The following is a 24,515-nucleotide window of genomic DNA, read 5'->3' on the forward strand; positions in this document are numbered from 1 at the left end:
GCCCGCCTTTGAGGGTTGTTTGACGAGCTCGTGGGAAATGCCGGTCTGGGCAGACCACACGCTGCCGCTTAGCCGGTCGCCACTGCCTCTTTTATCGATAAGGCAATTTCATCTTCGCTGCGGCCGCCATTGATCGCGATACGTCCGGCGAAGACGAAGTGGGGTACTGACCGAACGCCCGCGGCCACTGATCTCGCCGCCTCCTGTTCGACGCGCCTGCACCAGGCGGGGTCGCAAGCGATCGCGTGGACTTCGGCGCGCTCGAACCCGTGGTCCACCGCGATATCGGCGAGCACGTCGGCATCGGCGATATTCCGCGCGCCGAGGAAATAAGCGCTGGAGATCGCTAATGCGAGCCTATGCTGTGTGCCGCGTTCGCGGGCAGCAAGGATGAGCGCATGTGCCGATTGCGTCGGATAGGCCCAAAGCTGCCGGCAGAGGTCGAGCGCCAGCCCGGAGGCCTGCGCCTCGGCCTCGGGCCGCGCGAACGCGGCCTTTGGCTCGGTGATGCCGTAGCGTGCGCGCAGCAGGTCGGGAATGTAAAGCCCGGACGCCGGCGCATCCGGCATGAGCAGCACCGGATGATGCCTGATATCGACGGCAAGGCCGGGGAAGCGCTCGGCCAGCACCTTGTCGAGCCGGTGTTGCCCGATGATGCACCAGGGGCAGGTGATTTCGGTAAAAAGGTCGATCTGCAGCATGGCGCCTTCCCATCAACCCTGCGGCAGCGGCGGGAGGATGATCTCGGCCCGGTCGCGTCTGGTGACGAGACCCCAGATCTCCTCGGCGACATCGTCGGGATCGAGCACCAGATATTTCGGATCGAGCGGCACGCCATTGGATGTCATGGCGCGAAGACCGGTAGAGCGATCGAGGAACGCGCCGATATTCACCGTACCAGCATAGACGCCCCTCTCCGCGACCTCAGCATTGAGGGTGAAGACGTAGTTGCGCGCCGCCGCCATCAGCGGTCCGACGCCGCTCATGCCCGGCATCGTGACCACTGCCGTCAGCCCGCCGACGATGACGACCGCGCCGTCGCCGCGCGCGAGCATGCCGGGCAGCACTGCATGCGACACCTCGACCGGCGCGAAGGTGAAGATATCGGCCATCGACCGCAGCCTTGCCGCGTCGAGTTCCGCCGCCGGCACAAAAGCCGCATCGGAGGGCACGGGCGCGTAGACGGCGACATCGATCGAGCCGAACCGATCCTCGATGGAGCGCACCAGTGGTGCGATGCCATCGACATCGGTGAGATCGGCCGGAAATGCCGCGGCCTCGATGCCGGCCTGGGCGAGCTCGGCCACACGCTCATCGAGCGGGCCGGCGCGGCGAGCGACAAGTGCTACGCGATAGCCTTCGCGACCGAACCGCATGGCCAGCGAGCTTCCGAGCCCGGTGCCGGCGCCGAAGAGGGCAATCGTTTTTCTGTCAGTCATAACTTACTCCTTGATGGCGGTATGTTTTACTGACCAGATATGATATGATGACTGCAATGTCGCAAGAACGCATATTTTCGAGGCCTAGTCACATGCATATGCCCACCCCGCCAACTATGCCCGGCACGGACCCCAGTTGCCGGAAAGTCAATGAGATCCTCGGCCGCATGGGCGACAAGTGGACGATCATGGCAATCACCATGCTGGCCGATCAGCCGCGCCGCTTCAACGAACTGAAACGGCTGATCGGCGGCATTTCCCAGCAGATGCTCACCCGCACTTTGAAGGCGCTGGAGCGCGATGGCATGGTGACGCGCAAGGTCTATCCGACCATACCGCCGCAGGTCGAATACAGCCTGACGGATCTCGGCCGCTCGCTTTCAGCGCCCCTGTTGCAGCTCGCTATGTGGGTGCTGGATCACCTGGGGGAAATCGAGGCGCATCGCGCCTTGCATGATGAAGGGGCAAGCTAGCCAAGGTAGCTAGCTAGCTCCTGCCCCTCATTGCGAGTGGTCTCAGTTGGCGGCCGTTTATGCAGCGCGACATAGCGAGAGGCAAAAACGGCTGCCGAGTTACTTTACCCTCGTAATTTCGCAATAGATGATGTTGCGGTTCTTTCCAAACCAGATGGATACATCTGTCTCTGCCTTGCTAGCGCTTGCATCGGCAATCATTTGCATGTCGTTTTCCGAACGCAGGAGCAGAGGCCAACTCATGAATGCTTCCATGTAGCCGTCGACTTCGATTTCCTGCGAGAAGTTCGCGAACAGGAAGGAGCCGCCGGGCTTGAGCATTTCAACACATTTGCGCGTCAGTTTGGCGGCAACCGGAAGCGTGAGGTAATCGTAGAGACCCGCAGCGTAGATGTAATCGAAATGTCCGAAAGCGTGCTTGTTGGAAAGCAGGCTCTTGACCGTGCCGTCCACCGCTTCGACGCATGTTCCGGCAAAATCGCGCGCAACCGTCCCCACGCTCAGCGGGTCCTGATCGAGCGCAATCCAGCGCCTGATTTTTCCTTCCCTAAGCGCAGTCGACAGCGTCGCTTCGCGAAGATGGCCCGATGCCATCGCCAAGACTTCGGCCGAGCCGGGTCGATCCTTGGCGTGCTCATCCACCCGTTGTGCGAGGATGTCGCGGCGTTCTCTCACCGCGACGGATGAGGACGCGTTTTTGGTGTATTCATATATCGCTCTGCCCAGCGCGGTGGATGCTGCGATTTCCGCCTCCACGATGGCATGACCATAAATGAAGTCGAGCAGATGCGCGTCACCGGAATAGCCCCGCGGTTTATCGAATGACCATTTCGTGAACGGATCCTGAAGCAGAAACTGTGCAACGGGATGGTTCTGCGCAAGGAAGACGATTTCGCTCCATATGCTGGCGTGAAACCGCCGGCGGATCTGATGCAACGCCTGCGATAGCCGGCTGACAATCGCATGAGGATCCACTTCGGATCGGAATTGTTGAAGCGATAAGTCGAGCGTGAGAGCAAGTTCCGCCTTGGCGATTACCATCTGGTCTGATGATGGAAGGTCGTCTGGCTTAGTCGGGCGAAAAATTTGTCCAGGTGCAATGAGACTCTCGCCGTCGAACTTAAAGCCTTGTGCCATTATGAACTCCGTTGACGCAATGTTAAGCATAAATATGTGGACGACAGAACGCGATTGGATTCTGCACGTCAAGAGGGTATTTCTAGCAGTACGAGCTAAATTTCGTGATTGACACGGACGGAACTTTTGGAAGCGGTGAACGCAGGTTTATCGGCAGCAATGCTCGGGAGGCATCGCCGCATGTTCTATGAGCAGTTATCTACAGAGCAGACCGCATCCGAAATTTCCGCAAAGGCCCCATTTGTAGACGGCGCTGTCCCGACAGAAAAACGCCGTGGCTTTGCTTTGGAGATGAGGGCCGCCTACGCATCGGAAAACGAAGCCGTCCGCCGGGAAGGCACGCGCAAGGGATTGTGGATGGCAGTCGTCGTCTATCTGGTCTTTGCCGCTCCCGATAGCTGGCTTATTCCCGATGTTGCGCCGCTGACAATCCTCATGCGGTTTGTCGTTGCGGCTATTGCGCTGCTGGCCTTTGAGACTTTGCGGTTGACGAAGGCAAAGACCGTCTGGTTGGACAGCACTTGCGCATTGGCGCTGATCTTCGGCTATGCCGGCTGGCTTTATCCGGCTATCGCCACAGAATATGCGACGAGCATGTCATACTACATGATCTTCGGCGCGATTTTCATGATGGGCGCGAACCTGTTCTTCAGCTTCTCGTTTCGCCTGTCCGTCCTGACGTCCGGCACGGTATTGGCCGTGTTTTTTGCGGCTCTCTACAGTTCGTTTCCATCGACGCCGGCTTACCAGCTCGCTTTCGGACTATTTTACGTCTCGTGCTTCGTGTTCACGTCTTTCGTGAACTGGCGCCTGAATGTCGAGCGCTACAACGTTTTCCTGAATGCGGTGGAAGCGCGCCACCAACATTGGGAAGCGGCAGAGCGCGGAAAGGCATTGCTGCGTCTTTCACACACGGATTACCTCACCGGCATCGAGAACAGACGCGCGATCGATCGGCGGCTGGATGAGTGCTGGAGCGCCTGGAAAGATAAGGGCCGCGAATTTTCCGTCATCCTGATCGACGTCGACTTCTTCAAGCGTTTCAACGACCGGTACGGCCATCAGGAAGGCGACCGCTGCCTGACGGTCATTGCCACGACGCTTCAGAAGCTGGTTGAGCGCCACGGAGGCATCATTGGTCGTTATGGCGGCGAGGAGTTCATCGTCGTCATGCCTTTGAAAGCGCAGGATGAAGCGATCTATATAGCGGGCAAAATTCGGCACCAAGTCGAGGCGCTCGCAATCCGACATGAAGAGCGGCCGGACGACACGCAGTTCGTAACGGTAAGTGTCGGCGTTGCTTTTATCAGCGAGCGATCCGCCGCAAAGGTGGAATGGCTTGTGCGTGAGGCCGACCTTGCGCTCTACAGTGCAAAAGCCTCCGGCCGCAATTGCGTTCGAATCTTTGATCCGGTGCTGCGGCGTCCGAACGAGGATGCCGGAAAATTGGTGCCGCTGCTGGCCGCAGCCATCGATCGGAGACTGGTATCGCTGGTCTATCAACCAATATTCGATCTCAGGGACGGGCAGATGAAAGCCGCCGAGGCTTTGATGCGGCTGCGCATGCCCGATGGAACCTCCGTGCCGCCAAGCGTCTTTATTCCGATCGCCGAGCGGACCGGATCTATTGTCGAATTGGGTCGCTGGGCGATCAAAACCGCATGTCAGGATATCCTGGCGTCCGACCGCATGGCCACGGTGAGCGTGAATGTCTCTCCGGTGCAGCTAAGATCTCCCGGCTTCGCCTCGAGCGTTGCAGCGATCCTCGAAGAAACTGGCGTCTCGGGGTCCCGGCTTGCATTGGAAGTCACCGAGGGCTTGGATATGGAGATGCAACCCGAGGTGCTGCAGTGTGTCGCCGATCTCCAGGCGCTCGGCGTCGAGATTTGGTTGGATGACTTCGGCTCCGGCTATGCCGGATTGTCATGGCTCCGGGCGATCGAGTTCGACACCGTCAAGGTTGACCGAACCTTCCTGCATGATTGTTCGGACGAGCGCGGGCTGACGATGTTACAAGACATGGTCGCCCTGATACGCAACCGGGGAAACACCATTCTGGTGGAAGGTGTGGAGACCGAGGCGCAGATGTCTGTCCTTCAGAGCCTCAGCATTGACCGGGTTCAAGGGTTTCATCTCGGCAAACCGGTGAGTGTCGATCTATTGCGGGCAAGTGCCTAGTACCTCTGAGCGAGCGGTCGACGAAGACTTCCTCGAAGTGTTATCGAAGATCGCAGCAGAGCGTCGATCGTATTTGCCGAAACTGTTCATTCTTTCTTAGTACTATACTTTAAACGCAGCTTTATAAGTTAGCGATATACGGATTTGAAACTGCCATGATGGCGGGTCGAACGCGAATGAACTGCGTCGTCTAGCCTGGGGTAGTTATTAGATGCTTCATACACTCCTTCGCTTCGCGCGGAGCAAATCCGGCAATTTCGGCACGATAACAGCACTCCTCGCCGTACCTTTGATCGGTGCGGCGGGCTTGGCGGTCGATATCTCGAACGCGCTCAGCTTGCGCAGCCAGCTCTATGCGGCTGCCGATGCGGCGGCGCTCGGAGCGATCGCGGAATCCTCAAGCGGCGTAGCGGCGGCCATGGCCATGTCTGGAGACGGCGTCGTGACAATCGGGCAGGACGACGCACGCAAGCTCTTCTTCGGCCAGCTCGCGAGCGATTGGAAGGGTGTTCCGGTGGATGTCGACGTCTCCGTAACGAAGGCAGCCAATATCGTAACGTCAAACGTCACGTTCCATGCGACTGTTCCAACGTCGTTTCTGCAGATCCTTGGCGACAAGACCATTCCGATCGCCGGGGCAGCCACCGCGCAATACCAGACCGCCACCTTCATCGATTTTTACATGCTGCTCGACAATACCCCGTCCATGGGCGTGGGAGCGACCCCGACCGACGTCGCGACGATGCAAAAGAATACCAGCGACAAGTGCGCCTTTGCCTGCCACAACATGGATACGACGAACAACTACTACAATCTGGCGAAGAAGCTTGGGGTGAGTATGCGCATCGACGTGGTGCGCCAGGCAACGCAGAAGCTGACGGAGACGGCGACCACCAGCCGCTCGACGCCCGATCAATACAGAATGGCAGTCTATACGTTCGGCACGCAAGCGGAGAAAGCACAGCTAACGACAGTATCCGGCCTGTCGTCCGACATGGCGCAGGTCAAAAGCTATACCGACAACGTCGATCTGATGACCATTCCCTATCAAGGCTATAACAACGATCAGACGACCAGCTTCGACAACGCGCTCACCCAGATGAAGAGCAATATGGGCACGGGCGGCGGCGGCACAAGCAGCACCGATCGCGAAAAGGTTCTCTTCTTCGTAACGGACGGGGTTGGTGACAGCCAAAAACCATACACCTGCACGAAGCCCTTGACCGGCAACCGGTGCCAGGAACCGATCGACACCTCCTTCTGTCAGCCGCTGAAGGATCAGAACGTCAAGATTGCCATTCTATACACGACCTATCTGCCGCTGCCGGCAAACAATTGGTACAATACCTGGATCGCCCCGTTTCAATCGCAAATCCCGACGCGCCTGCAAAGTTGCGCTTCGCCGGGTCTCTATTTCGAAGTCAATCCGACGCAGGGCATCGCCGACGCAATGAACGCGCTCTTCCTGAAAATCATCAGAAGCCCTCGCCTGACGAGCTGAGGTTTCGCGCGATTTTTTCCGATTTATAAAATCGCGATCCGCGGCGGGAACAATACTCAGACTAGCGAGTTCGGTCAGCCGCCAGGGACACGCCTGGCCACTACCGTGCCCAAGGTGGTGTCATTTCCTATTGCCGTTGGCAGAGCCCTGTCCCTGCTAACGGCTTTTTTTGGTGCTCTTCTCAGATTTTGACCAATCATTCAGCAGCAAAGCCCAATCATTCAGCAGCAAAGCGTAGTCCGGCGTTTTCGACTGCCGTCGTGAAGGCGGCGCGCGCAGCACCAATCGGCAGCTTTCCGTCATGGGCATCGAAGAGGGCTTGGACCGTCGCCTGAAAAGCCATCGTGCTGCGGTCGCCGGGCCACTCTTCGAACATGTACTGAGCTGCACTTTCGGTGCTGTTGATAATGAGATACCTGCCCGGAACGGAGGTTCCGACCTTTACTGGATCATCCCACCACTGGCGCTTCATCTTCTTCAATCCCCGGGTCCCCGAACTGCGCCAGAAGACAATTGTTCCACGCTCGCAAGCAAACACCGACGATGACCCGCTTTTTCTTGCCCTGGCCGATCACGCAATGACGACCCAGAGAGTGTCTGCAGCCCGGTGTAAGGACCAGCGAGGCTGGTGGGACTGAAAAAATCGCTATGCAGTTGTGAAGCATGATCGTGCGTTCCAATCCTTGCGCCCGCACGACAGAAAAGCTGCGCGGTCTCAACCTCAAGCTTTGGTAGTTGGTGACTTTCAGACCCTAGAGGTTTATTTATTATGGAGTAGCGGGATCGCTAAATTGAGGGAGGGCGGCATGTATAATCTGATCGTCTCCAGCAGAGAAGAACCGTGGGACGGAACGCCATTTGAAATCGATTTAAGCAGATGCATCAGCATCTTTGAGTACACAGAAAAAGCGATAGCCGATAGATTTGACGTAACGACAGAGGCGTCGCAGCTACAGCTCATGAGGCTGCCGACCATATTTGCTCACGAAACTTTCCGTGAGCGCGCTCCACATTTTGGCATTATCCGAGACATTGCCATTCGCCAGAAGCTGGTTCACATCGACTATGAGATCCAACCTCTTCCAAAGTTTCTGAGCTGGCAGGACATGACGGATAAGCATTTTATCCTCGACCTTGGCGATTGGGAAATGAACCGCACGCATTGGGCGGTTAAGGATACGAATTTACCCAAGGAACTGCAGCGGCTGGGAATTACCCTACCCTCCTGGACGAACCCCGTGGGGCGCGCGATAAACATAAACTCGCATCGCTTCGATGTCGGTTTGTCGTTTCCCGCTGAAGCAACGGGCCTGGTTGCAAAAGTTGCAACTCAGCTTGAAAAGAACATCGGCCCCCACTCTTACTTTTATGACTACAATTACCAGGGACAACTGGCGAGGCCGACAACAGACCTTCTGCTGCGGGACATCTACCAGAACCGTTCCAAGCTGATCGTCATATTCATCGGCTCCGACCATCAGTCCAAGACTTGGTGCGGTATCGAATGGAACACTATTCAGCAAATTGCTGCTCAAAGAGCGCATGATCGCGTTATGTATGTTCGCCTCGACCATGGCGACGCGGAGAGCGATCTTGGAACTGACGGGTACCTGGATGCGTGGGAATTCAGCCCGAGCGAAATAGCCGATGCAATTGCCCAGAGAGTTCAGTTTCTCTAGAGCGGTTCAGCGTTTCACGGAGTAGCTTTCCCGCTCTATCTCTTTGTTCTTACGCATTCCGGACGGAAAACCGCTGCACAGTTTTCCTGGAATTGCTCTAGCCGGCAGATCCGCCGCCCTCGATTTGTCCATCATGAGGAGCCGCGAACACGCGCTGATATCGAACCGGTATCGACGTGTGCTTTATGACGCCGCACGCCGATTCTTCTCATAACTGCGTCCGAGATCGTATTTCGGCAGGACGCCAAAAGCAGCACGATACTCCTGAGAGAAGCGGCCCTGATGTATAAACCCCCAGCGGCGCGCGATTTCACTGACCGTCGCGGATGGCATGGCAGTCAACAGATCTTGGCGTGCGCCATCAAGACGGAGCTGCCTTAGGTAAGCCATTGGGGTGACATTCAAAAATCGTCGAAAATTGATCTGCAGCGCCCGCACGCTGACACCCGCTGCCGCTGCCATATCCGTGATCGTGATCGGCATTGCGATATGTGCTCTGGCGAACTCCAGCGCTCTTCGAAGCTGGCGAGGGGCAATTGTCTGCACCCGCGATCCGGTGTCCGAAAGCGTATGGGGCAGATTCTGCACCATCAGCAGACAGAACATCTCTTGGAAGCTGGTCAGGGCAATGGGAGAAATCTCTAGGTTTTGATCGGCGCAAATCTCATCTCGGAAGAACCGCATGAGCTTGAAAAGATGCGCCGCCGGTCCCGCCGTCAGGTCCTGCAGGGGAACGAATTCGAAATCGACAGGCGGCAGACGTTCGAAGGTGCTGGTCAGGGCCGCGTGTACCGCGCTCCTCGGGACGCAGAATCCTTCGGCAACGGAGCCTGCGTGAATATTCACCGCGGAATAGCGGTCGGCCGTCGTCAGCAGTCCCGTGCAGGGCGTGATAGCATGCCTTATGCCGCCTGTTGCCAAATCGTAGCAGGTTCCATGCTCGAGGAAAAACATGAAGTCATCATTCTCGATCGTGACGGAAAAGGCGCGGTCCGTTGAGCTTGCCCCCACCCAGCCCACCAGCTCGCCAACGCCATGAACACCAAATGAGAAAAGACCGCGGCTGTCGGTACTGAGAGGCCGATAGAAATTGTCCTGCTTTTCGCCAGTAAGCCATTCGGAGACTTCACTCGTTGTGAGTGACGTCGCCTCGAGTTTAAGCGTCAAAATTTCGGTCAACTTGCCCTACCCAATTCTCTGATTTTGTCGCGGTTAGGCCCCCATCTGCGTCTAACGAGAAATTGATTTGACATCAAACAGGCTTTTCAATGTCGACGACGTTTGGGGCAATAGGGTTTTGTAATGACGGCCTCGCATAAGCACGCATAACGTTTAGTTTATGACCTATTGCCACATTTTGCGGTTGCTCTATGTATCGCTTAAAGGTCAATGCATAGTTCAATGGCGCAGACATATTCCACGCTGATGTTCAGTTTCTCGACGCTCGACTTTCCTGAAAAAGATCGGTTTCACGCTTGGGTCAGAGACAATCACTGCGATTGCATCTTGCGGAGCGATGATTCCATTGCGTTCAACGCCGAAGCAACCGGCGCTGCTCTCGGTCCTCTTATCTTGTCCGGGAGACGGTGGCTCAATCGGACCCGGTCTTCGGCTTATGAAATCAATCGAAGCGGGCGGCACATACGGACCGACGGTCAGGATTTTTTTCGGTTCACCTTGATGGTGAGTGGCCGATTTTTGTGTCGATGGAACACGCCTCAACCCATAAAAGCGGCGGGGGATCTGTTCGTCCTTGACGCCGCTCAGGTGAACGAAGGCCTGGTTGAGGCTGGCGACGTGATCTCTTTGGTGGTGCCGAGAGATCTCCTGCCGCACCGGACCGCGCTTTTGCACGGGCAGACGCTGCAGGGTGGCGTCGCTCGTCTTCTTGGCGACCATCTGCTTTCGCTGTTGCGAAACCTCGCAAGCCTTACCGAGCATGAGATTCCCTATGTCGTTCAATCGACCCTGCAGCTTCTGACCGCCGCAGTCTCCCCGACACCGGATGCCTTGGTTGAGGCGAACGGTCCGATCCGAAATGCGCTGCGTGAGCGGATCCTGCGCTACATCGATACGCATTTGCTGGATGTCGATCTGACGCCCGATCGGATCTGCCGGGAGGTCGGCCTGTCGCGGGCAAAACTCTACCAATTGTTCGAAGGCAGCGGCGGTGTCATGCGGCAAATACAGCGCCGCAGGCTGCGTCGCGCCCACCAAGTGCTGGCAGACCCCAGCCGGCCACAGGCGCATATCGCCGAGATCGCCTGGAGGCACGGCTTCTCGAACGAGAAATACTTCTATCGTCTGTTCAAGACCGAATTCGGCCACACCCCCGGCGAGACGCTGGAGAACATTCGCGCCGGCGCCGCGCTGAAACACGCCGCTCCCCATCGTCAAGACCATGTCAATCGGCCTTCGGGTTGGACATTGCCGTTCGGTGTGCCGGGCAATTGAAAATAGCCGATCGCATGCGGTGCAGGATCGTCCATAACAAGTGCACTTGCGTTTAGATTTCGGAAATCCACTGTAATCGGCCACGGCGCCACGTTATGCGAATATCCCGACTCCAATAGAGGTCCCATCATTGCTGGACAGCATGCCGCAAACGACGGCCAGGCCGCGTCGGATTATCAACAGAGGACGTTTCGCTTTGCATAAGACAATTCTGTACGCTTTCGCCTTTGCCACTATCTCCCTCAGCTCCGCCCATGCCAGTCCATGCTCGCAGCATTATCAAAGCAGCGGCGTTCCTCTCGTAACCGCTGTGACCTACAAGACCTGGATGGAATTCCCATCGGTCAACCCCACTGTTGCCTTTGACAAAGTATCCCGAGCGGTCCTGGCGGAAGGCTTTGTCGATGTGAATGCCGAGAAACAACTCGGCACGCTGACGGCCCAACAGGAAACGACCGGATCCGGACGTCCGCAGACTTTGCGAGTCGTCGTCAGGAAGAGCGGCAAGGGCAGCCGCGTCGATGCTCTTTTCATGGTGCCGCAAGGACAGGTTGCTCCCAGCATGAGCGACAACCTTTGCCGCGTCGTCAACTCTGTGGCCGATTGAGCGCCTTTTCTCGACGGTCATCGTTCCAGGAACAGCCGGCGTACATCTCCGGCGGCCCTTCTGAACGGGCCGCCATCGCCTCAGTAGAAGCTTACGCAACTGCCTGTGCGCCTGTTATCTCCACCAATGAGCCGCACATAAACTCCGCTTCGTTCGAGGCGAGGAAGGCGACGAGCGCCGCCACTTCTTCCGGCCTGCCGATCCGGCCGAAGGGAACCAGCCTGTCCAGATCGGCGATGGTGCGGCCCGAACGAATGACGCCGGCCTCCAGCATCGGGGTGTGAATTTCACCCGGGCAGACGGCGTTGACCCGGATTTTGTGGGGCGCGTAGTCGCGTGCGAGATTCTGGGTGAAGGAGGCAACAGCGGCCTTGGTGACGTTATAGGCAATGTGATTCGGCGCGGGATGGAGACCCCATTGCGAGGCCGTGTTGACGATTGCCCCACCACCCGCCTCGATCATGTGCGGGATCACGGCTTTGCAGAGATGGAACATGGAATCGATGTTCACCGCGAAGCTCAGCCGCCAATCCTCCTCCGTAACGGAAAGCAGATTGCCACGGCGGTTGATCCCGGCATTGTTGCAAAGAATGTCGATATGCCCCTTCCTACCGATAACCTCCGCGATGAGTTCGCGGCAGGACTCGCCGTTGGCGATGTCCGCCACGATGGCTATCGCCTCTCCATGGGCTGCCTCAATTTCCGCGACGACAGTGCTGGCGGCATCACCGTTCATGTCGGTGACCACGACATAGGCGCCCTCGCTTGCCAGCCGCTTGGCGATCGCCGAGCCGATGCCTCCACCTGCACCCGTTACGATCGCAACCTTGTTTTCAAATCGCTGCATTTTCTATCCCCCTATCGAATGTAGCTGCCGCCATTGACGTCGAGCGTTGCGCCGTTGAGTGAGCGCTGGGACGGCCGGAGAACAAAGGCGGTCAGTTCCGCGACTTCCTCCGGCAACGCCATAGCGCCGATGGGAATGTCGGCGACGGCGGCCGCCTCGCCGTTCTTGGCGATGAAGTCCTCGGCCATGTCGGTCCGTATCCAACCGGGAGCTATCGCGATGGCCGTCACGCCGTCCCCGCCGAAACTCCGCGCGATGGACTTGGTGAGATTGATCAGCGCCGCCTTCGATGCGCCATAGGCCATCGCGTCGGCCGAATAGCCGCGCTGACCCGCGCGGCTGGCGATATTGACGATCCGTCCGCCGCCATTTTGCTTGAAATGCAATATGGCGTTGCGGCTGAGGTCGGCAGCGGCGAACAGGTTGACCTGGAATTCGCCTTGCCAGGCGGAATGCCAAGTCTCCAGGCTGTCGGTCAGGGCGACCTCCGTGCGGATGCCCGCTGCATTCACCACGGCATGAATACGTCGCGCGGCATGCACTGCCTTGCTCCATAGTTCTTCCGGACCTTCTCGCGAGGAGAGATCTCCCTGAACCACGTGTCCTTTGCCACCGATCCTTTCGAGCAGCGCATGGGCGGCTGCCTCATTCCGAGCGAAATGGATGATCGGCGTCGCGCCTTCAGCCGCCAAGCGTTCGACGATGGCTTGGCCCAAGCCGCCGGATGCTCCGGTGACCAGGACATTCATGCGAGCTAGCGGATTGTCCATAACCATGCCTTCTCCCAATTCACTTGATGTACCAGCCCCATGGCTCTTCGCTGACGAAACGGGTGATCTGCTTGGTTTCGAGATAGTTTTCGAGGCCCCAGCGACCCAGCTCGCGGCCAATGCCCGACTGTTTGTAGCCGCCCCATGGCGCCTCGGTGAACGTCGGTTGCGAGCAATTGATCCAGACAATGCCGGCACGCAGGGCCGCCGCGACGCGGTCGGCGCGGGCGTCGTCCTTCGACATGACGGCAGCGGCGAGACCAAACCTGCTGTCATTGGCAAGCGCCACGGCTTCATCTTCCGACTTGAACGCTCTTACGCAGACGACCGGGCCGAAGATTTCCTCCTTCCAGGCATCGCTGTCGAGAGGCACGTCGGTGAGGACGGTCGGCTCGACATAGTATCCCTTGTTGAAACCCGCGGGACGCCCGCCGCCAACCGTGACCTTCGCACCATCAGTGCGAGCGTTCTCGATTGCGGCCAGTACCTGGTTCATCTGCTTCTCCGACACCATCGGCCCGAGCAGCACGCCTGGTTCCTGGCCATCGCCGATCTTGATCTTCTTCGTCTCCTCGACGAGGCGGTCCATGAACCGGTCGTAAATGCCTTCCTGGACGAGCACACGCGACGTCGCCGAGCAGACCTCGCCCTGATTCCAGAAGATGCCGAACATGACCCATTCGACCGCCGCGTCGATGTCGGAATCATCAAAGACGATGAAGGGCGACTTGCCGCCAAGCTCAAGGCTGACGCGCTTGATGTCGCGCGCCGCCGCCTGCATGATCCGTGAGCCGACAGGTCCCGAACCGGTGAAGGCGAGCTTGTCGACATCGGGGTGGTCGACCATCGCCTGGCCGGCCACCGAACCTGCACCCGTCACGATGTTGAGGACGCCCGGCGGCAGGTCGGCAGCTTGTGCGATCGCGCCGAGTTCGAGCGCCGTCAGCGAGGTCAGTTCGGCAGGCTTGAGCACCATGGTGCAACCCGCAGCCAGCGCCGGCGCGACCTTCCAGGCGGCCATCAGCAGCGGGAAGTTCCAGGGAATGATGGCGGCGGCCACGCCGACGGGCTCCTTGACCGCCTTGGAGACGAAACGGCCGTCGGCGAGCGTGATTGCTTCCTCCGGCTTTTTGTCGAGACCCTCTGCGAGGTCGGCATAGAAATCAAAGCAACCGGCAGCGTCGGCGATGTCCCACTCGGCTTCCGGCAAAGGCTTGCCGTTGTCTATGGTTTCCAGCCGTGCCAGTTCCTGCAACCGATCGCGGATACCGGCGCCGATCGCCCGAAGATATTTTGCCCGTTCGGTGCCGGGCATCTTTGGCCAGGGACCCTGATCGAATGCGCGCCGCGCCGCCCGGACGGCAAGCTCGACATCTTCCGCCGTGCCTAGTGGGCCATGATGAACGACCTCTTCGGTCGCCGGGTTGACAATCGGGAAGGTGCCGCCTTTGAGGGGGCGCGTCCATTGGCCGTCGATATAGAGTTCCGTGCGCATTGGTGTTTCTCCCGTGTTGAACGTGTCAGAAGCGGTCGACGCGATAAGGCCTGATGTCGAGCGGCGGCGGCGTGCCCGTGGCAAGATCGCCGATGATGCGGGCCGTGGTCGCCGCATAGGTCAAGCCAAGATGCCCGTGGCCGGTGGCGTAGAGGAGGTTGGTGATCTTGGCAGAGCGACCAATGATCGGAACCGTGTCGGGCAGCGCGGGACGATGTCCCATCCACTCACTGGTGCCTCCCACTTTCAGGCCGGGGAGAGCTTCGCGAGCGCGCTTAACCAGTACTTTGGCACGCTGGTAGTCCGGCAAAGCATCCAGCCCTGCCATCTCGACGGTCCCGCCGACACGCAGGCCACCGGCGGTCGGGGTCACCATGAAGGCTTTTGCAGGCCAGATGATCGAATGACGAAGACCAAGTCCGGGGGACATGATTTGCGTATGGTATCCGCGCTCGGTCTCAAGCGGGATCGGCTCTCCGAACTGTTTCGATATGCGCGCCGTGAAGGCTCCGGCGCAGAGCGCGAGCTGGTCCGTGCCGATGGCACGGCCATCTCCGAGCCTGACGGCATCCACACCCGAAGCCGAACGGTCGAATCCAGCGACGTCGCCCTTGATGAATTTCCCGCCAAGTTCCTTGAACTTGTCGAATATGCCGACCACCAGCTTGTAAGGATCGCGAATGGAGCGATTGTCGGGGAACAGGACTGCCCTAGTGATCCGATCACTGATCTCCGGCTCCAGCGCGCGGACATCATCGCGCCCGAGATGCCTGTGCACAAAACCGAAGCGTTCGAGAATTTCGATATGATCGCGGTCGGTGGCAAGTTCGGCATCGTTGGCGTAGAGCGCGAGGCACCCTTCCTCCGACAGCATGTCAGACAGGCCCGTGTCTCGAAGGAGCGGAAGCAAATCCTCGTAGACACGCTTGCATAGTGCGGCTCCCTGCCCTTCGAGCTGCCTCAGCTTGGATCGCCTGCTCGCGGCCAGGAAGCGCGCGAACCAAGGCGTGAGTTTCGGCATGTAGGACGGCCGTACCCTCACCGGCCCTTCCGGATCGAGCAGCCATTTCGGCATCTGTTTCCAGATGGCGGGGCGCGACGCGGGCATGAACTCGGTGACGGCGATGGAGGCCATGTTGCCGAACGAAGCGCCCCGGCCCGGCTCGTCCCGGTCGACAATGATCACTGACTTGCCGCGGCGCTGAAGCTCATAGGCGATGGCAACGCCGATGATACCCGCTCCGACCACCACAAGGTTCCGTTCCGACTTCATATTCTCAACTCTCTCCGGGAGGCTTTCTCAGACGGTGGTCATCCAGGTGTCAGCCACCGTGAAACCCTGCTGATAGGGGTCCGTCGGATCCATGCCCATCTGGTATAAGCCGGTGATCCAAGCCTGTCCTGCGATGGCGGGAACGACGGCATCGTAACGGCCGACTTTCGCCAGTCCGTCGATGGTGCAGATAAATCTGCTGCCCGTGATCGATTCATGGATGAGGGTTTCTCCCTCCTTCATAAGACCCTTGGCATGCAGCAATGCGAGCCTTGCGGACGAGCCCGTGCCGCAGGGCGAGCGGTCGCAGCGGCCCGGCGAAACGACGACGCAATTTCTTGAGACGAGTTGCCCGTTCTCGCGCCGCAACGGCCCCATGAATTCGGTATTGGTGATCCCCGGAATGGCGGGGTTTTCGGGATGCTCGACGGCGAGCTGTTCGGCGGCCGCGAACTTCAGCTTCTGGCCAACTTCGCAGAGATCGCGCGCTTCGGATGGATCGATCGCAAAGCCGAGATCGGCGGCATCGACCATGGTGTAGGTCATCCCGCCATAGACGATGTCGACGCGCACGCTGCCGAGCCCGGCGACCTCGATGTAACGGTCGATGTGGTAGCAGAACGCCGGCTGGTTCACGAGGCGGACGCTCGTCACCTTACCGTCCGAGCATTCGCACCGAACGCGGATCAGACCGGCCGGCGACTCCAATGTCAGATTGGTGACGGGTTCTTGCATCGGCAGGATCCCCGTTTCCAGAAGAACCGTCGCCACGCACATCGTATTCGACCCGGACATGGCAGGGTACTCGGTAGTCTCGAGGATGACGTAGCCCATATCCGCATCCGGGTGGTTCGACGGCAGGACGATGTTGGCGTTGTGCCAGACGGCGCCGCGCGGTTCGAACAGGACCATCTTGCGGATGTCGTCCATCTGGGCTTCGAGATGGAGCTTCTTGTCGAACATCGTCTTGCCCGGCACCTGGCCGACTCCGCCGACGATGACTTTGCCGCTTTCGCCCTCGGCATGGCAATCGACCACGGACAGGACTTTCTTGAAGCGCATCTCAAATCTCCCCCGAATACCAATGAAATCGCGGAGCGGCGGCACGCCACTCCGCAACGTCGGTTACCAATTCAGGATCGGTTGCATCGCCGCCCTGAATTCCGCCTTCTCGGCATCGGTGAGCGGGCCGAGCGGCGCGCGGCATTCGCCGACGGGCATGCCCTGCAATTCGCAGCCATATTTGATCTTCTGGACGAACTTGCCTGACTCGAGGATGTTCATGGCGCGGTAGAGCGTCTTCATCATCTCGCGGGCCTTGCCGATGTCTCCCGCCTTATAGGTGCGGTCGAGATCGCAGCATGCCTTGGCCATGCAGTTGGACGGGCCGCAAATCCAGGATTCGGCGCCCCAGAACATAAAGTCGAGCGCAATGTCGTCCGAGCCGCTGACGAGCTGGATCTTGCCCTCGTAGCGGCTGGCGATGTCGACGGCGCGCTGCAGCACGCCGGAGCTTTCCTTGATGCCAATGACGCGCGGATTGTCAGCGAAATGGTCCATCAGTTCGAAGCTGATGTCGGAACCGTCCTTTGCCGGATAGCTGTAGAGGACCAGATTGACATCGACCGCATCGAGCACCGTTTCGTAATGCTTGATGAGCTCTTCCTGGGTCGGGCGGGTGTAGAAGGGCGGTGCGAGCAGGACAGTGTCGTAGCCGATATCCTTGGCCATCGCCGTCTGCTCGATCACCTCGCGGGTGGCAGGCGCATTGGTCCCGGCAATCAGGATTTCACCTAGCTTGGCAAAATCGCGGACGAACTTCAGAACATCGCGCCGCTCTTCGTTGGACTGGCTGAAATATTCCCCGGTCGAGCCATTCGGAACCCAACCGGTCACCCCCGCTTCGCGCAAATGGGCGAGAAGCTTCTCGAAGGCCTTGAAGTCGATCCTGTTGTTCTTGTCGAACGGCGTGACGAGAGCGGGCATGACGCCTGAAAGTTTCATTGGGTGTCTCCGGTTTCAATAATTGGGCACGTGCGACTAGTACGCGCTCCCGGCGCGGTGTCGTACTCGACAGGAAGCGGCCGAAGACATCGGATCTTACGGACCAGCGGGCGGCTGAATTCTGTCGTCTCGATGTCGACTGAATATTTATGTCGTCTTGATGTCGACAAAGTCAAGCATAAAAATTAACATGCCGAACGCTATCCAACGCGTCTGCGGTGATGGACTACGACAAGAAGCGTCCGACCGAGAAAACAGGGAAGGAAGGTGCAGGATGTTGGGAGAATGTCTCGTGCAGGGGGCGCAAGCTGGCGAGGTTCTGTTCGCGAATATCGGCCTTAGCTTCATGGGAGGGGTGAACCCGAAAACGGGAGAGGTCATCGACACCCATCATCCCCTTAATGGCAAAAGCGTATGCGGAAAGGTACTGGCCATTCCCAGCGGACGGGGATCATGCGCCGGGAGCCTTGCGATATTCGAGCTCCTGATGAACGGGCACGCCCCGAAAGCCCTCATTTTCCAGCACAGGGAGACGATCCTCACCCTTGGCGTCATCATAGCCAAGGAGCTTTTCGACAAGGGGATTCCAGTTGTTTGCCTCAAACCCGAGGATTTCGCGTCGCTGGCAAGCGCCTCCCACGCGGTCGTGCGGCACGGTTCAGTCGAGGTCCTCGATACTCCACCATCTTCGGTGTCCGGCGGGGATGACTTGCCACACCTCGACCTAGATGGCTTCGATCTCACGGAAAACGATCGCCATTTCCTTGCCGGGGCGTATGGGGAGGCTGGAAAGGTCGCGATGCGGATCATCATACGCACCGCCCAGCTCGAAGGTGCCAACAGCCTCATCGATATCGACATGGCGCATATCGACGGATGTTTCTATCACGGCCCGGCAGGGTTGGAATTCGCCAAAAGGCTCCTCGATTTGGGAGGTCGTGTCAGGGTGCCTTCGTCTATGAACGCCCTTTGCGTCGACCGCCGCCAATGGAAACACCTCGGAGTCGACGACAAAATGGGCCTCCCATCTGACGAGCTGGCGGAAACCTATGTGAAGATGGGCGTCAAGCCGACCTACACCTGCGCTCCCTATCTGCTCGACGGCGCGCCGGTATTCGGCCAGCAGATCGCGTGGGCGGAGTCAAACGCGGTCGCCTTCGCAAATTCCGTCCTGGGCGCGCGGACGATGAAATATCCCGACTACCTCGACATTCTGGTCGCCATCACGGGACGCGCGCCGAACGCCGACTGCCATGTGGAATCCAAGCGCCTTGCGACGCTCAGGATCGATGTCCCACGGCCGCTCGAACCGGACGATTCCTATTACCCTGCGCTGGGATACCATATCGGAAAGATTGCTACGAACGACATACCTGTGATTTGCGGGCTGGAAGACCTGGCGATTTCGCGTGATGACCTCAAGGCGTTCGGCGCAGCTTTTGCGACCACCTCCGCGGCGGCGATGTTCCATATCGTAAGCATTACTCCGGAAGCCGGGACTGTCGAGGAAGCAACGGGAGCTTCCGATTGCAGAAGCCATATCGTCAGTGTCGAGGAATTGACGGAAACCTGGCACGAGTTGAACAACGCCGTCACACCAGACGTGGACCTCGTTTCCCTCGGCAATCCCCACTTTTCGCTGACGGAATGCGAGCGACTTTCCAAACTATGCGCCGGCAGAAAAAAGGCTGACGGCGTCAGTCTCATCATCACCTGCGGACGCGACGTGTTCGAAAAGGCAAAGGCTGCAGGTTATGTGAAGACAATCTCCGACTTCGGCGGCAAGTTCATGAATGATACCTGCTGGTGTCTGATCGGCGAACCTGTTGTGGCGCGTGAAGTCAGAAATATCCTGACGAACTCGGGAAAATATGCCCACTACGGCCCGGCCGTGGTCAACAAGGGCTTCCATTTCGGAAGCTTGGAGCGGTGTGTGGATGCCGCATGCAAGGGTTATGTCGATCCCGCCCTTCCCGTTTGGCTGTCGGTCTGACAAAAGTTTCGGCTTGTTTTCCTGTTCCAATGCCGAAACCTGTTGACCGCAAGAATTGTAGTTTTAATGTCGACAAATAACTCGGCCTGCTTCAGCAGGCAAAAAACGTTGCGTGCGGCGCAGAGTCAGGTCATTGACAACAGGTGACCACCGCGAAACGCGAGGCAGCGATTTAGGAGTACAGGATGCGAGAACAGCGCACCGATCAAAAAGCCGAAACGCCCAAGGAGACGGGCAGCTCTCGTGTCTACCAAAAGCTCCGCGATGATATCCTGCGCGTTCATATCGCTCCTGGCGCTCCTCTGGATGAGATAAGTCTCAGCGAGCGCTTCGACCTGTCGCGATCGCCCATTCGGGAAGCCTTGGTCCGGCTTTCAGGCGAAGGACTGGTTCAAATTCTGCCGAACCGCAGCACGATCGTAACGCCGATGGAATTCGACAAAATGCCGGAATTCCTGGATGCCCTGGATCTTTTGCAGCGCGTGGTGACGCGCCTTGCAGCACTACATCGCACGAGTGCGGACTTCACAAAGATCCGTGCCGCCCAGAAAAACTACGAGGTCGAGGCCCAGAAGGCGTTGATCTCCGGTGATTGCATCGGAATGATCGAGAAGAACTTCGAATTTCATATGTCCATTGCCTACGCCTGCAGAAACTCCTACTTCGCCGATTCATATCGCCGCCTCCTGCAAGAGGGGCGACGCCTCTTGTTCTTTCATTTCAAATATCAATCGCTGGATCCGAACCTCTCCGTCGAAGAGCTGGCGGAAGGGCATACGGCGATGGTTGCCGCCATCGAGGAACAAAATGCCGACGCCGCGGAACATCAGGCGCATTTGCATGCCGTTCAGTTCAGAGGCCGGTTCATGGAGTTCCTGAACCAGAATCTGACGGCCAAGCTCTCTCTCGATTATGGGAAATAGACCGCCGCTCCGATGCGTTTCTAATATCCAAAATAGCTGACCATCAGGTCAATCTGCGAGTCGAGCATGCCTGCGCCATAGCGGATTTCGCAACCGGCCGCTTGGGCGGCTTTCAGCAGCGGCGTTTCGCGCGGCTTCATAATGATGTCGGCGACCATGATGTCCGGCCGCAGTTCTGAGACGTCGACCGGCAACGGGTCCTTGTCCGGATATAGGCCGCATGGCGTGGCGTTGATCAGCAAATCGATATCAGCGAGATGGTTGCCCGAGGCGGTGACATCGAAATCGGGATAACGCCTGCTGATCTCGTGGACCAGCGCCTGAGCGCGCGCGCCATCGACGTCGCTTACCCGAAGGGAACGGCAACCGGTTTTTGCCAGACTGAATGCAATCGCTTTCCCGGCACCACCGGCCCCGACCAACAATACTCTTCGATCGCGGGCATCAACCCCTTCATTCAGCACGCCGCGAAGGAAGCCTCGCCCATCCAAATTTGTCGCGATCATCCGGCCGTCGTCGGTTCTCCTGATCACGTTGGCGGCCCCCAGCTCGCTGGCAACATCATCGGCTTCGTCAGCAAGCTCAAGCGCCTGCTCTTTTAGCGGTACGCTGACGACGATTCCGCCCAGATTCTTTGTCCGCTTCATCGCCGACCAGCCGAGCACGAAATCCTCTGGCGTATAGTGAATTGGCACCATCACAGCATCGATGCCCCGCGCAGCGAAGACCGGATTGATCACCTCGGGCGTCCTGACGTGTCCGATCGGATCCGCCAGCATATAGAAAATCTTCGTCTTTCCGGAAATCATGCGCGCAAGCCTTTCTGCAGATTTGAGCATCCTGTGTGATGCGCAATTTTCAAATCCTTGCATATTGCCTATGGAATGTCGACATTAGATATGCAATATCTTTTTCAGCAGTCAAGCGCGGTCCTGGACAAGTGCCAGCGGAAGCGGAAGCGGTTTGATGAGAGCCGTTCGACTACCTGCAAAGAGAAAAACCGGAGATCCCCATGCCCGTCGTCAGAGTCGAAATGTTAAGTGGCCGTAGCCAGCAGCAAAAGAATGAAATTGCCGAGGTTTTCACGAAGGAACTCGCTCGGATCGCGGGCTGCGGGATCAAGGACGTGCAGATCGTTTTCAGTGAAGTCGATAGAGGCAACTGGGCGGTCGGCGGCGTCATATCAACTCCCCATGCGGCAGCCTCCAAAGCAAGTTGAAGAGGCATAGCCCGTGAGCGATGTGACGATCATTGGCGGTGGTATCATAGGCATATGTACGGCCATTGCTTTGCAAAATGAGGGTTTTTCGGTCGAACTCGTCGATCGTGGAATTGCAACCGAAGGCGCAAGCTACGGCAATTGCGGCCTTCTTGCCGTGGGAGAGGTGGTTCCCATTTCCAAGCCCGGGGTCATCACCAAAATACCGAAATGGCTGCTCGATCCGGAAAGCCCGCTATTCGTGCGCCCAAGGGAGATGATTACGCAGATGCCCTGGCTGCTGCGTTTCCTTTGGTCCGGACGGCGAAAGCGAGTTCTTGAGATTGCCAAAGCGATGGCGCCTCTGACGCACCGGGCCGAGGACGACTATAAGGCATTGTTTGCGCAAGTCGGCATATCCGACAATCTTGTGCCGGCAGAGAACATCATGGCCTTCAACTCCAAGGCCGATTACGAAGCCGATCAGTTTTCGTGGGACCTTCGTCGGCAGCATGGCTTCAATCACAGGTTCCTCACAGGTGAGGAATTGCGATCACTCGAACCGGCTCTCGACGGCCCGATTTCATGCGGGGTGCTGCTGGAAGGGTGGTTGCAGTTCTCCGATCCAGGGCTGGTGCAACAGCGGCTTACCAAGTTCTACGTCTCGCGTGGCGGAAAGCTTCGTACTGCCTCCGTCGAGCGCATCGAGACGGATGGCAAAAAGGCAGTGGCCGTTCATCTCGCAGGTGGAGAAAGGCTGCAGGTTCGCCGTCTGGCAATCTGTGCCGGCGCCTGGAGCGGCAAGCTCGCGCGCAATCTGCGCATCAAGGTACCCATTGCGGCGCTTCAGGGATATCACCATCACCTGCCGAACCCGGGGGTAACGCTTAACCGCGCCGTGCTTTACGCCAATGGCGGCTTCGTGCTGACGCCGATGGAAAGCGGTTTGCGAATTGGAGGAACCATAGAGGTTGCCGGCGTCGATCCGCGTCCGAACTTCGAGCGCGCCAACATCATTGCGCGCAAGGCTGTCGGTATTTTGCCGGGGCTCGACATCTCGGGTGGACAACAATGGATGGGGCCGAGGCCATTCATGCCCGACACTCTGCCCGTTATCGACCGCGCGCCAAACCATGACAACGTCGTTCTGGCATTCGGCCACGGACAGGTGGGAATGACCCTTGGCGCAACGACCGGCAGGATCGTATCCGATCTCATCGCCGGCCGAACTCCGGGGTTGGATCTGTCCCCCTATCGTTCCACCCGCTTCTGACGCCGAGCGCAACAATCTCATGGGAACTCGATCAGACATGATGCATGCCTGAAAAGCCGGCCACGACGGTCTGTCGCGGCCGGCGCGTCTTCATCAAGACAGGCTTGGTTTGTCCCAGAGATTGAGCGATTGGCCGATGCCTTTTTCCTTGGCGCTCTGATACATTTCGAAGCCCCAGCTAATGTCGAAAACCGCCATACCGCAGGCGATAAAAATCACCCGCTCGGTCGCGCTCTCACGACCCGGCTTCTTGCGGTTGACGACATCGCCAAGGCCGGTCGACTCTTTCAGCGGAGGCAGTTTGCCAGCATCGATCAGCCGATAAAACGGGCCGCCGATGACGCCGCTGTAATAGGCATCCTTGTTGCCCGACGCGATTGCATCCTCGACATAGGCCTCTTGTAACGGCGTATGGTCGTAGACGATCTTGCATCCGGTGAGGAAGGATTCGTCGGTATTGACCGGGCCTGACACGAGAATGGTTGCGCCGTCCTTGATCCATTCGTCCTTGAAATGAAGCGGCTTCAGGCGCGAGGCGGCGACGGTGATCACATCGGCGTCGCGAAAACCGGCCTCGGTTTCGTCCACGCCAACGGCTGTGACGCCGTATTTTCCTTCGGCCCAGCGGGCAAACTCGTTTGCCTTGTCCAGGAAGAGGTCGAAGCAGACAACCTTCTCGACCGCCTTGAGCTGAGTCATGATCGCCGTGAAACAGGCCTTGTTGATCGGACCACAGCCGACGACCGACACGATCTTCGCATCGGCGTTAGCAAGGTGCTTCGCCGCCACGCCAGGCACGGCGCCCGTGCGCGCCGCGCTCAGAAGATTCGCCGACAGCAGCGCCAGCGGCGCGCCGGTATCCTTATCATTGATCATCATCGTCAGGATGGAACGCGGCAATCCCTTTTCGGCGTTGGCGTGGTTGGAGCCATACCATTTGTTGCCGCATACATCGAAGCGTCCACCGAGGTAGCCGGGCATCGCGGCGAAACGGCGGTCCGGCCCTGCGACCGGCATATTCGGAAACTTCGTCTCCTTCGGGAAAACGATGTTCATGCCGTGATTATTGTGATTGGCGCCGCCCATCAGATAGTCACCCTCGCCAAGCAGGCTGAAGGTCTCTTCGCAGACGGTCACGCAACGTTCGGCGTCAAGCACGCCGGCGGCGATCATGTCCGGCTCTGAAAGATAGAGAAAGTCGATCTTAGGATACATTGGGGCAACCTTTTCTGAGAGGCGTTGAGCATTTCATGCAGTTTGCTGCCGCGGGC

Annotated in this window: 23 protein-coding genes; 10 read left to right on the forward strand and 13 right to left on the reverse strand. The window is 58.4% G+C overall.

The features are described from left to right. Window positions 1-68 precede the first annotated feature (68 nt). Entirely contained in the window at window positions 69-701 is a 633-nt protein-coding gene (locus ACXHXG_RS13220; protein WP_457899548.1) for a DsbA family oxidoreductase, read from the reverse strand. A 12-nt stretch (window positions 702-713) separates the two neighbouring features. Next, window positions 714-1,439, reverse strand: a complete 726-nt coding sequence (locus tag ACXHXG_RS13225; protein ID WP_457899549.1) for an SDR family NAD(P)-dependent oxidoreductase — start codon at window positions 1,437-1,439, stop codon at window positions 714-716. A 92-nt stretch (window positions 1,440-1,531) separates the two neighbouring features. Between ACXHXG_RS13225 and ACXHXG_RS13230 the strand changes: the two genes are divergently transcribed. Next, on the forward strand, window positions 1,532-1,912 hold the full coding sequence (locus ACXHXG_RS13230) for a winged helix-turn-helix transcriptional regulator (RefSeq protein ID WP_104826109.1): 381 nt from the start codon (window positions 1,532-1,534) through the stop codon (window positions 1,910-1,912). A gap of 99 nt (window positions 1,913-2,011) precedes the next feature. Here ACXHXG_RS13230 and ACXHXG_RS13235 read toward each other — a convergent pair whose 3' ends face one another. Next, window positions 2,012-3,049 (reverse strand): class I SAM-dependent methyltransferase, encoded by a 1,038-nt coding sequence (locus ACXHXG_RS13235; protein ID WP_104826108.1) that lies wholly within the window; start codon window positions 3,047-3,049, stop codon window positions 2,012-2,014. A gap of 291 nt (window positions 3,050-3,340) precedes the next feature. Between ACXHXG_RS13235 and ACXHXG_RS13240 the strand changes: the two genes are divergently transcribed. Then, complete coding sequence (locus ACXHXG_RS13240) at window positions 3,341-5,227, forward strand: putative bifunctional diguanylate cyclase/phosphodiesterase (RefSeq protein ID WP_457900000.1); 1,887 nt, start codon at window positions 3,341-3,343, stop codon at window positions 5,225-5,227. Window positions 5,228-5,438: 211 nt separating this feature from the next. After that, window positions 5,439-6,728 carry a TadE/TadG family type IV pilus assembly protein gene (locus ACXHXG_RS13245; protein WP_457899550.1) on the forward strand — a complete coding sequence of 430 codons (1,290 nt, stop codon included), beginning with the start codon at window positions 5,439-5,441 and terminating at the stop codon, window positions 6,726-6,728. A gap of 217 nt (window positions 6,729-6,945) precedes the next feature. On the opposite strand, the gene ACXHXG_RS13250 is transcribed toward ACXHXG_RS13245, so the two are convergent. After that, complete coding sequence (locus tag ACXHXG_RS13250) at window positions 6,946-7,200, reverse strand: DUF982 domain-containing protein (protein ID WP_245464217.1); 255 nt, start codon at window positions 7,198-7,200, stop codon at window positions 6,946-6,948. 334 nt (window positions 7,201-7,534) lie between these two features. Here ACXHXG_RS13250 and ACXHXG_RS13255 point away from each other — a divergent pair, with 334 nt between their 5' ends. Beyond that, a complete protein-coding gene (locus ACXHXG_RS13255) occupies window positions 7,535-8,407 on the forward strand; it encodes a TIR domain-containing protein (protein WP_260304671.1) in 873 nt (290 codons plus the stop codon). Between the two features lie 183 nt (window positions 8,408-8,590). Here the strand turns inward: ACXHXG_RS13255 and ACXHXG_RS13260 are convergent, their stop codons facing one another. Beyond that, complete coding sequence (locus ACXHXG_RS13260; RefSeq protein WP_457899551.1) at window positions 8,591-9,586, reverse strand: helix-turn-helix transcriptional regulator; 996 nt, start codon at window positions 9,584-9,586, stop codon at window positions 8,591-8,593. Window positions 9,587-9,832: 246 nt separating this feature from the next. Between ACXHXG_RS13260 and ACXHXG_RS13265 the strand changes: the two genes are divergently transcribed. Together ACXHXG_RS13265 and ACXHXG_RS13270 are read left to right on the forward strand one after the other, a co-directional pair. Further along, window positions 9,833-10,861: a helix-turn-helix domain-containing protein gene (locus ACXHXG_RS13265; protein WP_457900001.1), complete on the forward strand. Its 1,029-nt coding sequence runs from the start codon at window positions 9,833-9,835 to the stop codon at window positions 10,859-10,861. A gap of 196 nt (window positions 10,862-11,057) precedes the next feature. Continuing rightward, window positions 11,058-11,468, forward strand: coding sequence for a hypothetical protein (locus ACXHXG_RS13270; RefSeq protein WP_260304670.1), 411 nt, complete (start codon window positions 11,058-11,060; stop codon window positions 11,466-11,468). Window positions 11,469-11,559: 91 nt separating this feature from the next. Here ACXHXG_RS13270 and ACXHXG_RS13275 read toward each other — a convergent pair whose 3' ends face one another. The 6 genes from ACXHXG_RS13275 to dapA all read right to left on the reverse strand — a co-directional run bounded on the left by ACXHXG_RS13275 (window position 11,560) and on the right by dapA (window position 17,857). Next, window positions 11,560-12,315 carry an SDR family NAD(P)-dependent oxidoreductase gene (locus tag ACXHXG_RS13275; RefSeq protein WP_457899552.1) on the reverse strand — a complete coding sequence of 252 codons (756 nt, stop codon included), beginning with the start codon at window positions 12,313-12,315 and terminating at the stop codon, window positions 11,560-11,562. A gap of 11 nt (window positions 12,316-12,326) precedes the next feature. Further along, the gene (locus ACXHXG_RS13280) at window positions 12,327-13,085 is read right to left on the reverse strand and encodes an SDR family NAD(P)-dependent oxidoreductase (protein ID WP_457900002.1); all 759 of its coding nucleotides are present in this window, start codon (window positions 13,083-13,085) and stop codon (window positions 12,327-12,329) included. A 19-nt stretch (window positions 13,086-13,104) separates the two neighbouring features. After that, window positions 13,105-14,580 (reverse strand): aldehyde dehydrogenase family protein, encoded by a 1,476-nt coding sequence (locus ACXHXG_RS13285; RefSeq protein ID WP_457899553.1) that lies wholly within the window; start codon window positions 14,578-14,580, stop codon window positions 13,105-13,107. Between the two features lie 25 nt (window positions 14,581-14,605). Continuing rightward, window positions 14,606-15,853 carry an NAD(P)/FAD-dependent oxidoreductase gene (locus ACXHXG_RS13290; protein WP_457899554.1) on the reverse strand — a complete coding sequence of 416 codons (1,248 nt, stop codon included), beginning with the start codon at window positions 15,851-15,853 and terminating at the stop codon, window positions 14,606-14,608. Between the two features lie 27 nt (window positions 15,854-15,880). Further along, window positions 15,881-16,915, reverse strand: coding sequence for a proline racemase family protein (locus ACXHXG_RS13295; protein ID WP_457899555.1), 1,035 nt, complete (start codon window positions 16,913-16,915; stop codon window positions 15,881-15,883). Window positions 16,916-16,978: 63 nt separating this feature from the next. Further along, window positions 16,979-17,857, reverse strand: coding sequence for a 4-hydroxy-tetrahydrodipicolinate synthase (gene dapA / locus ACXHXG_RS13300; RefSeq protein WP_457899556.1), 879 nt, complete (start codon window positions 17,855-17,857; stop codon window positions 16,979-16,981). Between the two features lie 274 nt (window positions 17,858-18,131). Between dapA and lhpI the strand changes: the two genes are divergently transcribed. Both lhpI and ACXHXG_RS13310 read left to right on the forward strand, forming a co-directional pair. After that, window positions 18,132-19,850, forward strand: coding sequence for a cis-3-hydroxy-L-proline dehydratase (gene lhpI, locus ACXHXG_RS13305; protein WP_457899557.1), 1,719 nt, complete (start codon window positions 18,132-18,134; stop codon window positions 19,848-19,850). Between the two features lie 185 nt (window positions 19,851-20,035). Continuing rightward, window positions 20,036-20,773, forward strand: coding sequence for a GntR family transcriptional regulator (locus tag ACXHXG_RS13310; protein WP_104826095.1), 738 nt, complete (start codon window positions 20,036-20,038; stop codon window positions 20,771-20,773). A 20-nt stretch (window positions 20,774-20,793) separates the two neighbouring features. Here ACXHXG_RS13310 and ACXHXG_RS13315 read toward each other — a convergent pair whose 3' ends face one another. Continuing rightward, window positions 20,794-21,645 (reverse strand): shikimate dehydrogenase family protein, encoded by an 852-nt coding sequence (locus ACXHXG_RS13315; protein ID WP_457899558.1) that lies wholly within the window; start codon window positions 21,643-21,645, stop codon window positions 20,794-20,796. A 140-nt stretch (window positions 21,646-21,785) separates the two neighbouring features. On the opposite strand from ACXHXG_RS13315, the gene ACXHXG_RS13320 reads away from it, so the two are divergent. Together ACXHXG_RS13320 and ACXHXG_RS13325 are read left to right on the forward strand one after the other, a co-directional pair. Further along, the gene (locus ACXHXG_RS13320) at window positions 21,786-21,992 is read left to right on the forward strand and encodes a tautomerase family protein (protein WP_285168859.1); all 207 of its coding nucleotides are present in this window, start codon (window positions 21,786-21,788) and stop codon (window positions 21,990-21,992) included. Between the two features lie 13 nt (window positions 21,993-22,005). Continuing rightward, complete coding sequence (locus ACXHXG_RS13325) at window positions 22,006-23,244, forward strand: NAD(P)/FAD-dependent oxidoreductase (RefSeq protein ID WP_457899559.1); 1,239 nt, start codon at window positions 22,006-22,008, stop codon at window positions 23,242-23,244. A 93-nt stretch (window positions 23,245-23,337) separates the two neighbouring features. Here ACXHXG_RS13325 and ACXHXG_RS13330 read toward each other — a convergent pair whose 3' ends face one another. Next, on the reverse strand, window positions 23,338-24,459 hold the full coding sequence (locus ACXHXG_RS13330; RefSeq protein ID WP_457899560.1) for a tyramine oxidase subunit B: 1,122 nt from the start codon (window positions 24,457-24,459) through the stop codon (window positions 23,338-23,340). Window positions 24,460-24,515 lie beyond the last annotated feature (56 nt).

It is taken from the genome of Rhizobium sp. LEGMi-198b, from assembly GCF_054114205.1.

Coding starts and splice junctions, on each gene's coding strand:
- ACXHXG_RS13220 (WP_457899548.1), bottom strand. CDS start 701: ATGCTGCAGATCGACCTTTTTACCGAAATCACCTGCCCCTGGTGCATC.
- ACXHXG_RS13225 (WP_457899549.1), bottom strand. CDS start 1,439: ATGACTGACAGAAAAACGATTGCCCTCTTCGGCGCCGGCACCGGGCTC.
- ACXHXG_RS13230 (WP_104826109.1), top strand. CDS start 1,532: ATGCATATGCCCACCCCGCCAACTATGCCCGGCACGGACCCCAGTTGC.
- ACXHXG_RS13235 (WP_104826108.1), bottom strand. CDS start 3,049: ATGGCACAAGGCTTTAAGTTCGACGGCGAGAGTCTCATTGCACCTGGA.
- ACXHXG_RS13240 (WP_457900000.1), top strand. CDS start 3,341: ATGAGGGCCGCCTACGCATCGGAAAACGAAGCCGTCCGCCGGGAAGGC.
- ACXHXG_RS13245 (WP_457899550.1), top strand. CDS start 5,439: ATGCTTCATACACTCCTTCGCTTCGCGCGGAGCAAATCCGGCAATTTC.
- ACXHXG_RS13250 (WP_245464217.1), bottom strand. CDS start 7,200: ATGAAGCGCCAGTGGTGGGATGATCCAGTAAAGGTCGGAACCTCCGTT.
- ACXHXG_RS13255 (WP_260304671.1), top strand. CDS start 7,535: ATGTATAATCTGATCGTCTCCAGCAGAGAAGAACCGTGGGACGGAACG.
- ACXHXG_RS13265 (WP_457900001.1), top strand. CDS start 9,833: ATGTTCAGTTTCTCGACGCTCGACTTTCCTGAAAAAGATCGGTTTCAC.
- ACXHXG_RS13275 (WP_457899552.1), bottom strand. CDS start 12,315: ATGCAGCGATTTGAAAACAAGGTTGCGATCGTAACGGGTGCAGGTGGA.
- ACXHXG_RS13280 (WP_457900002.1), bottom strand. CDS start 13,085: ATGGACAATCCGCTAGCTCGCATGAATGTCCTGGTCACCGGAGCATCC.
- ACXHXG_RS13285 (WP_457899553.1), bottom strand. CDS start 14,580: ATGCGCACGGAACTCTATATCGACGGCCAATGGACGCGCCCCCTCAAA.
- ACXHXG_RS13290 (WP_457899554.1), bottom strand. CDS start 15,853: ATGAAGTCGGAACGGAACCTTGTGGTGGTCGGAGCGGGTATCATCGGC.
- ACXHXG_RS13295 (WP_457899555.1), bottom strand. CDS start 16,915: ATGCGCTTCAAGAAAGTCCTGTCCGTGGTCGATTGCCATGCCGAGGGC.
- dapA (WP_457899556.1), bottom strand. CDS start 17,857: ATGAAACTTTCAGGCGTCATGCCCGCTCTCGTCACGCCGTTCGACAAG.
- lhpI (WP_457899557.1), top strand. CDS start 18,132: ATGTTGGGAGAATGTCTCGTGCAGGGGGCGCAAGCTGGCGAGGTTCTG.
- ACXHXG_RS13310 (WP_104826095.1), top strand. CDS start 20,036: ATGCGAGAACAGCGCACCGATCAAAAAGCCGAAACGCCCAAGGAGACG.
- ACXHXG_RS13315 (WP_457899558.1), bottom strand. CDS start 21,645: ATGCAAGGATTTGAAAATTGCGCATCACACAGGATGCTCAAATCTGCA.
- ACXHXG_RS13320 (WP_285168859.1), top strand. CDS start 21,786: ATGCCCGTCGTCAGAGTCGAAATGTTAAGTGGCCGTAGCCAGCAGCAA.
- ACXHXG_RS13330 (WP_457899560.1), bottom strand. CDS start 24,459: ATGTATCCTAAGATCGACTTTCTCTATCTTTCAGAGCCGGACATGATC.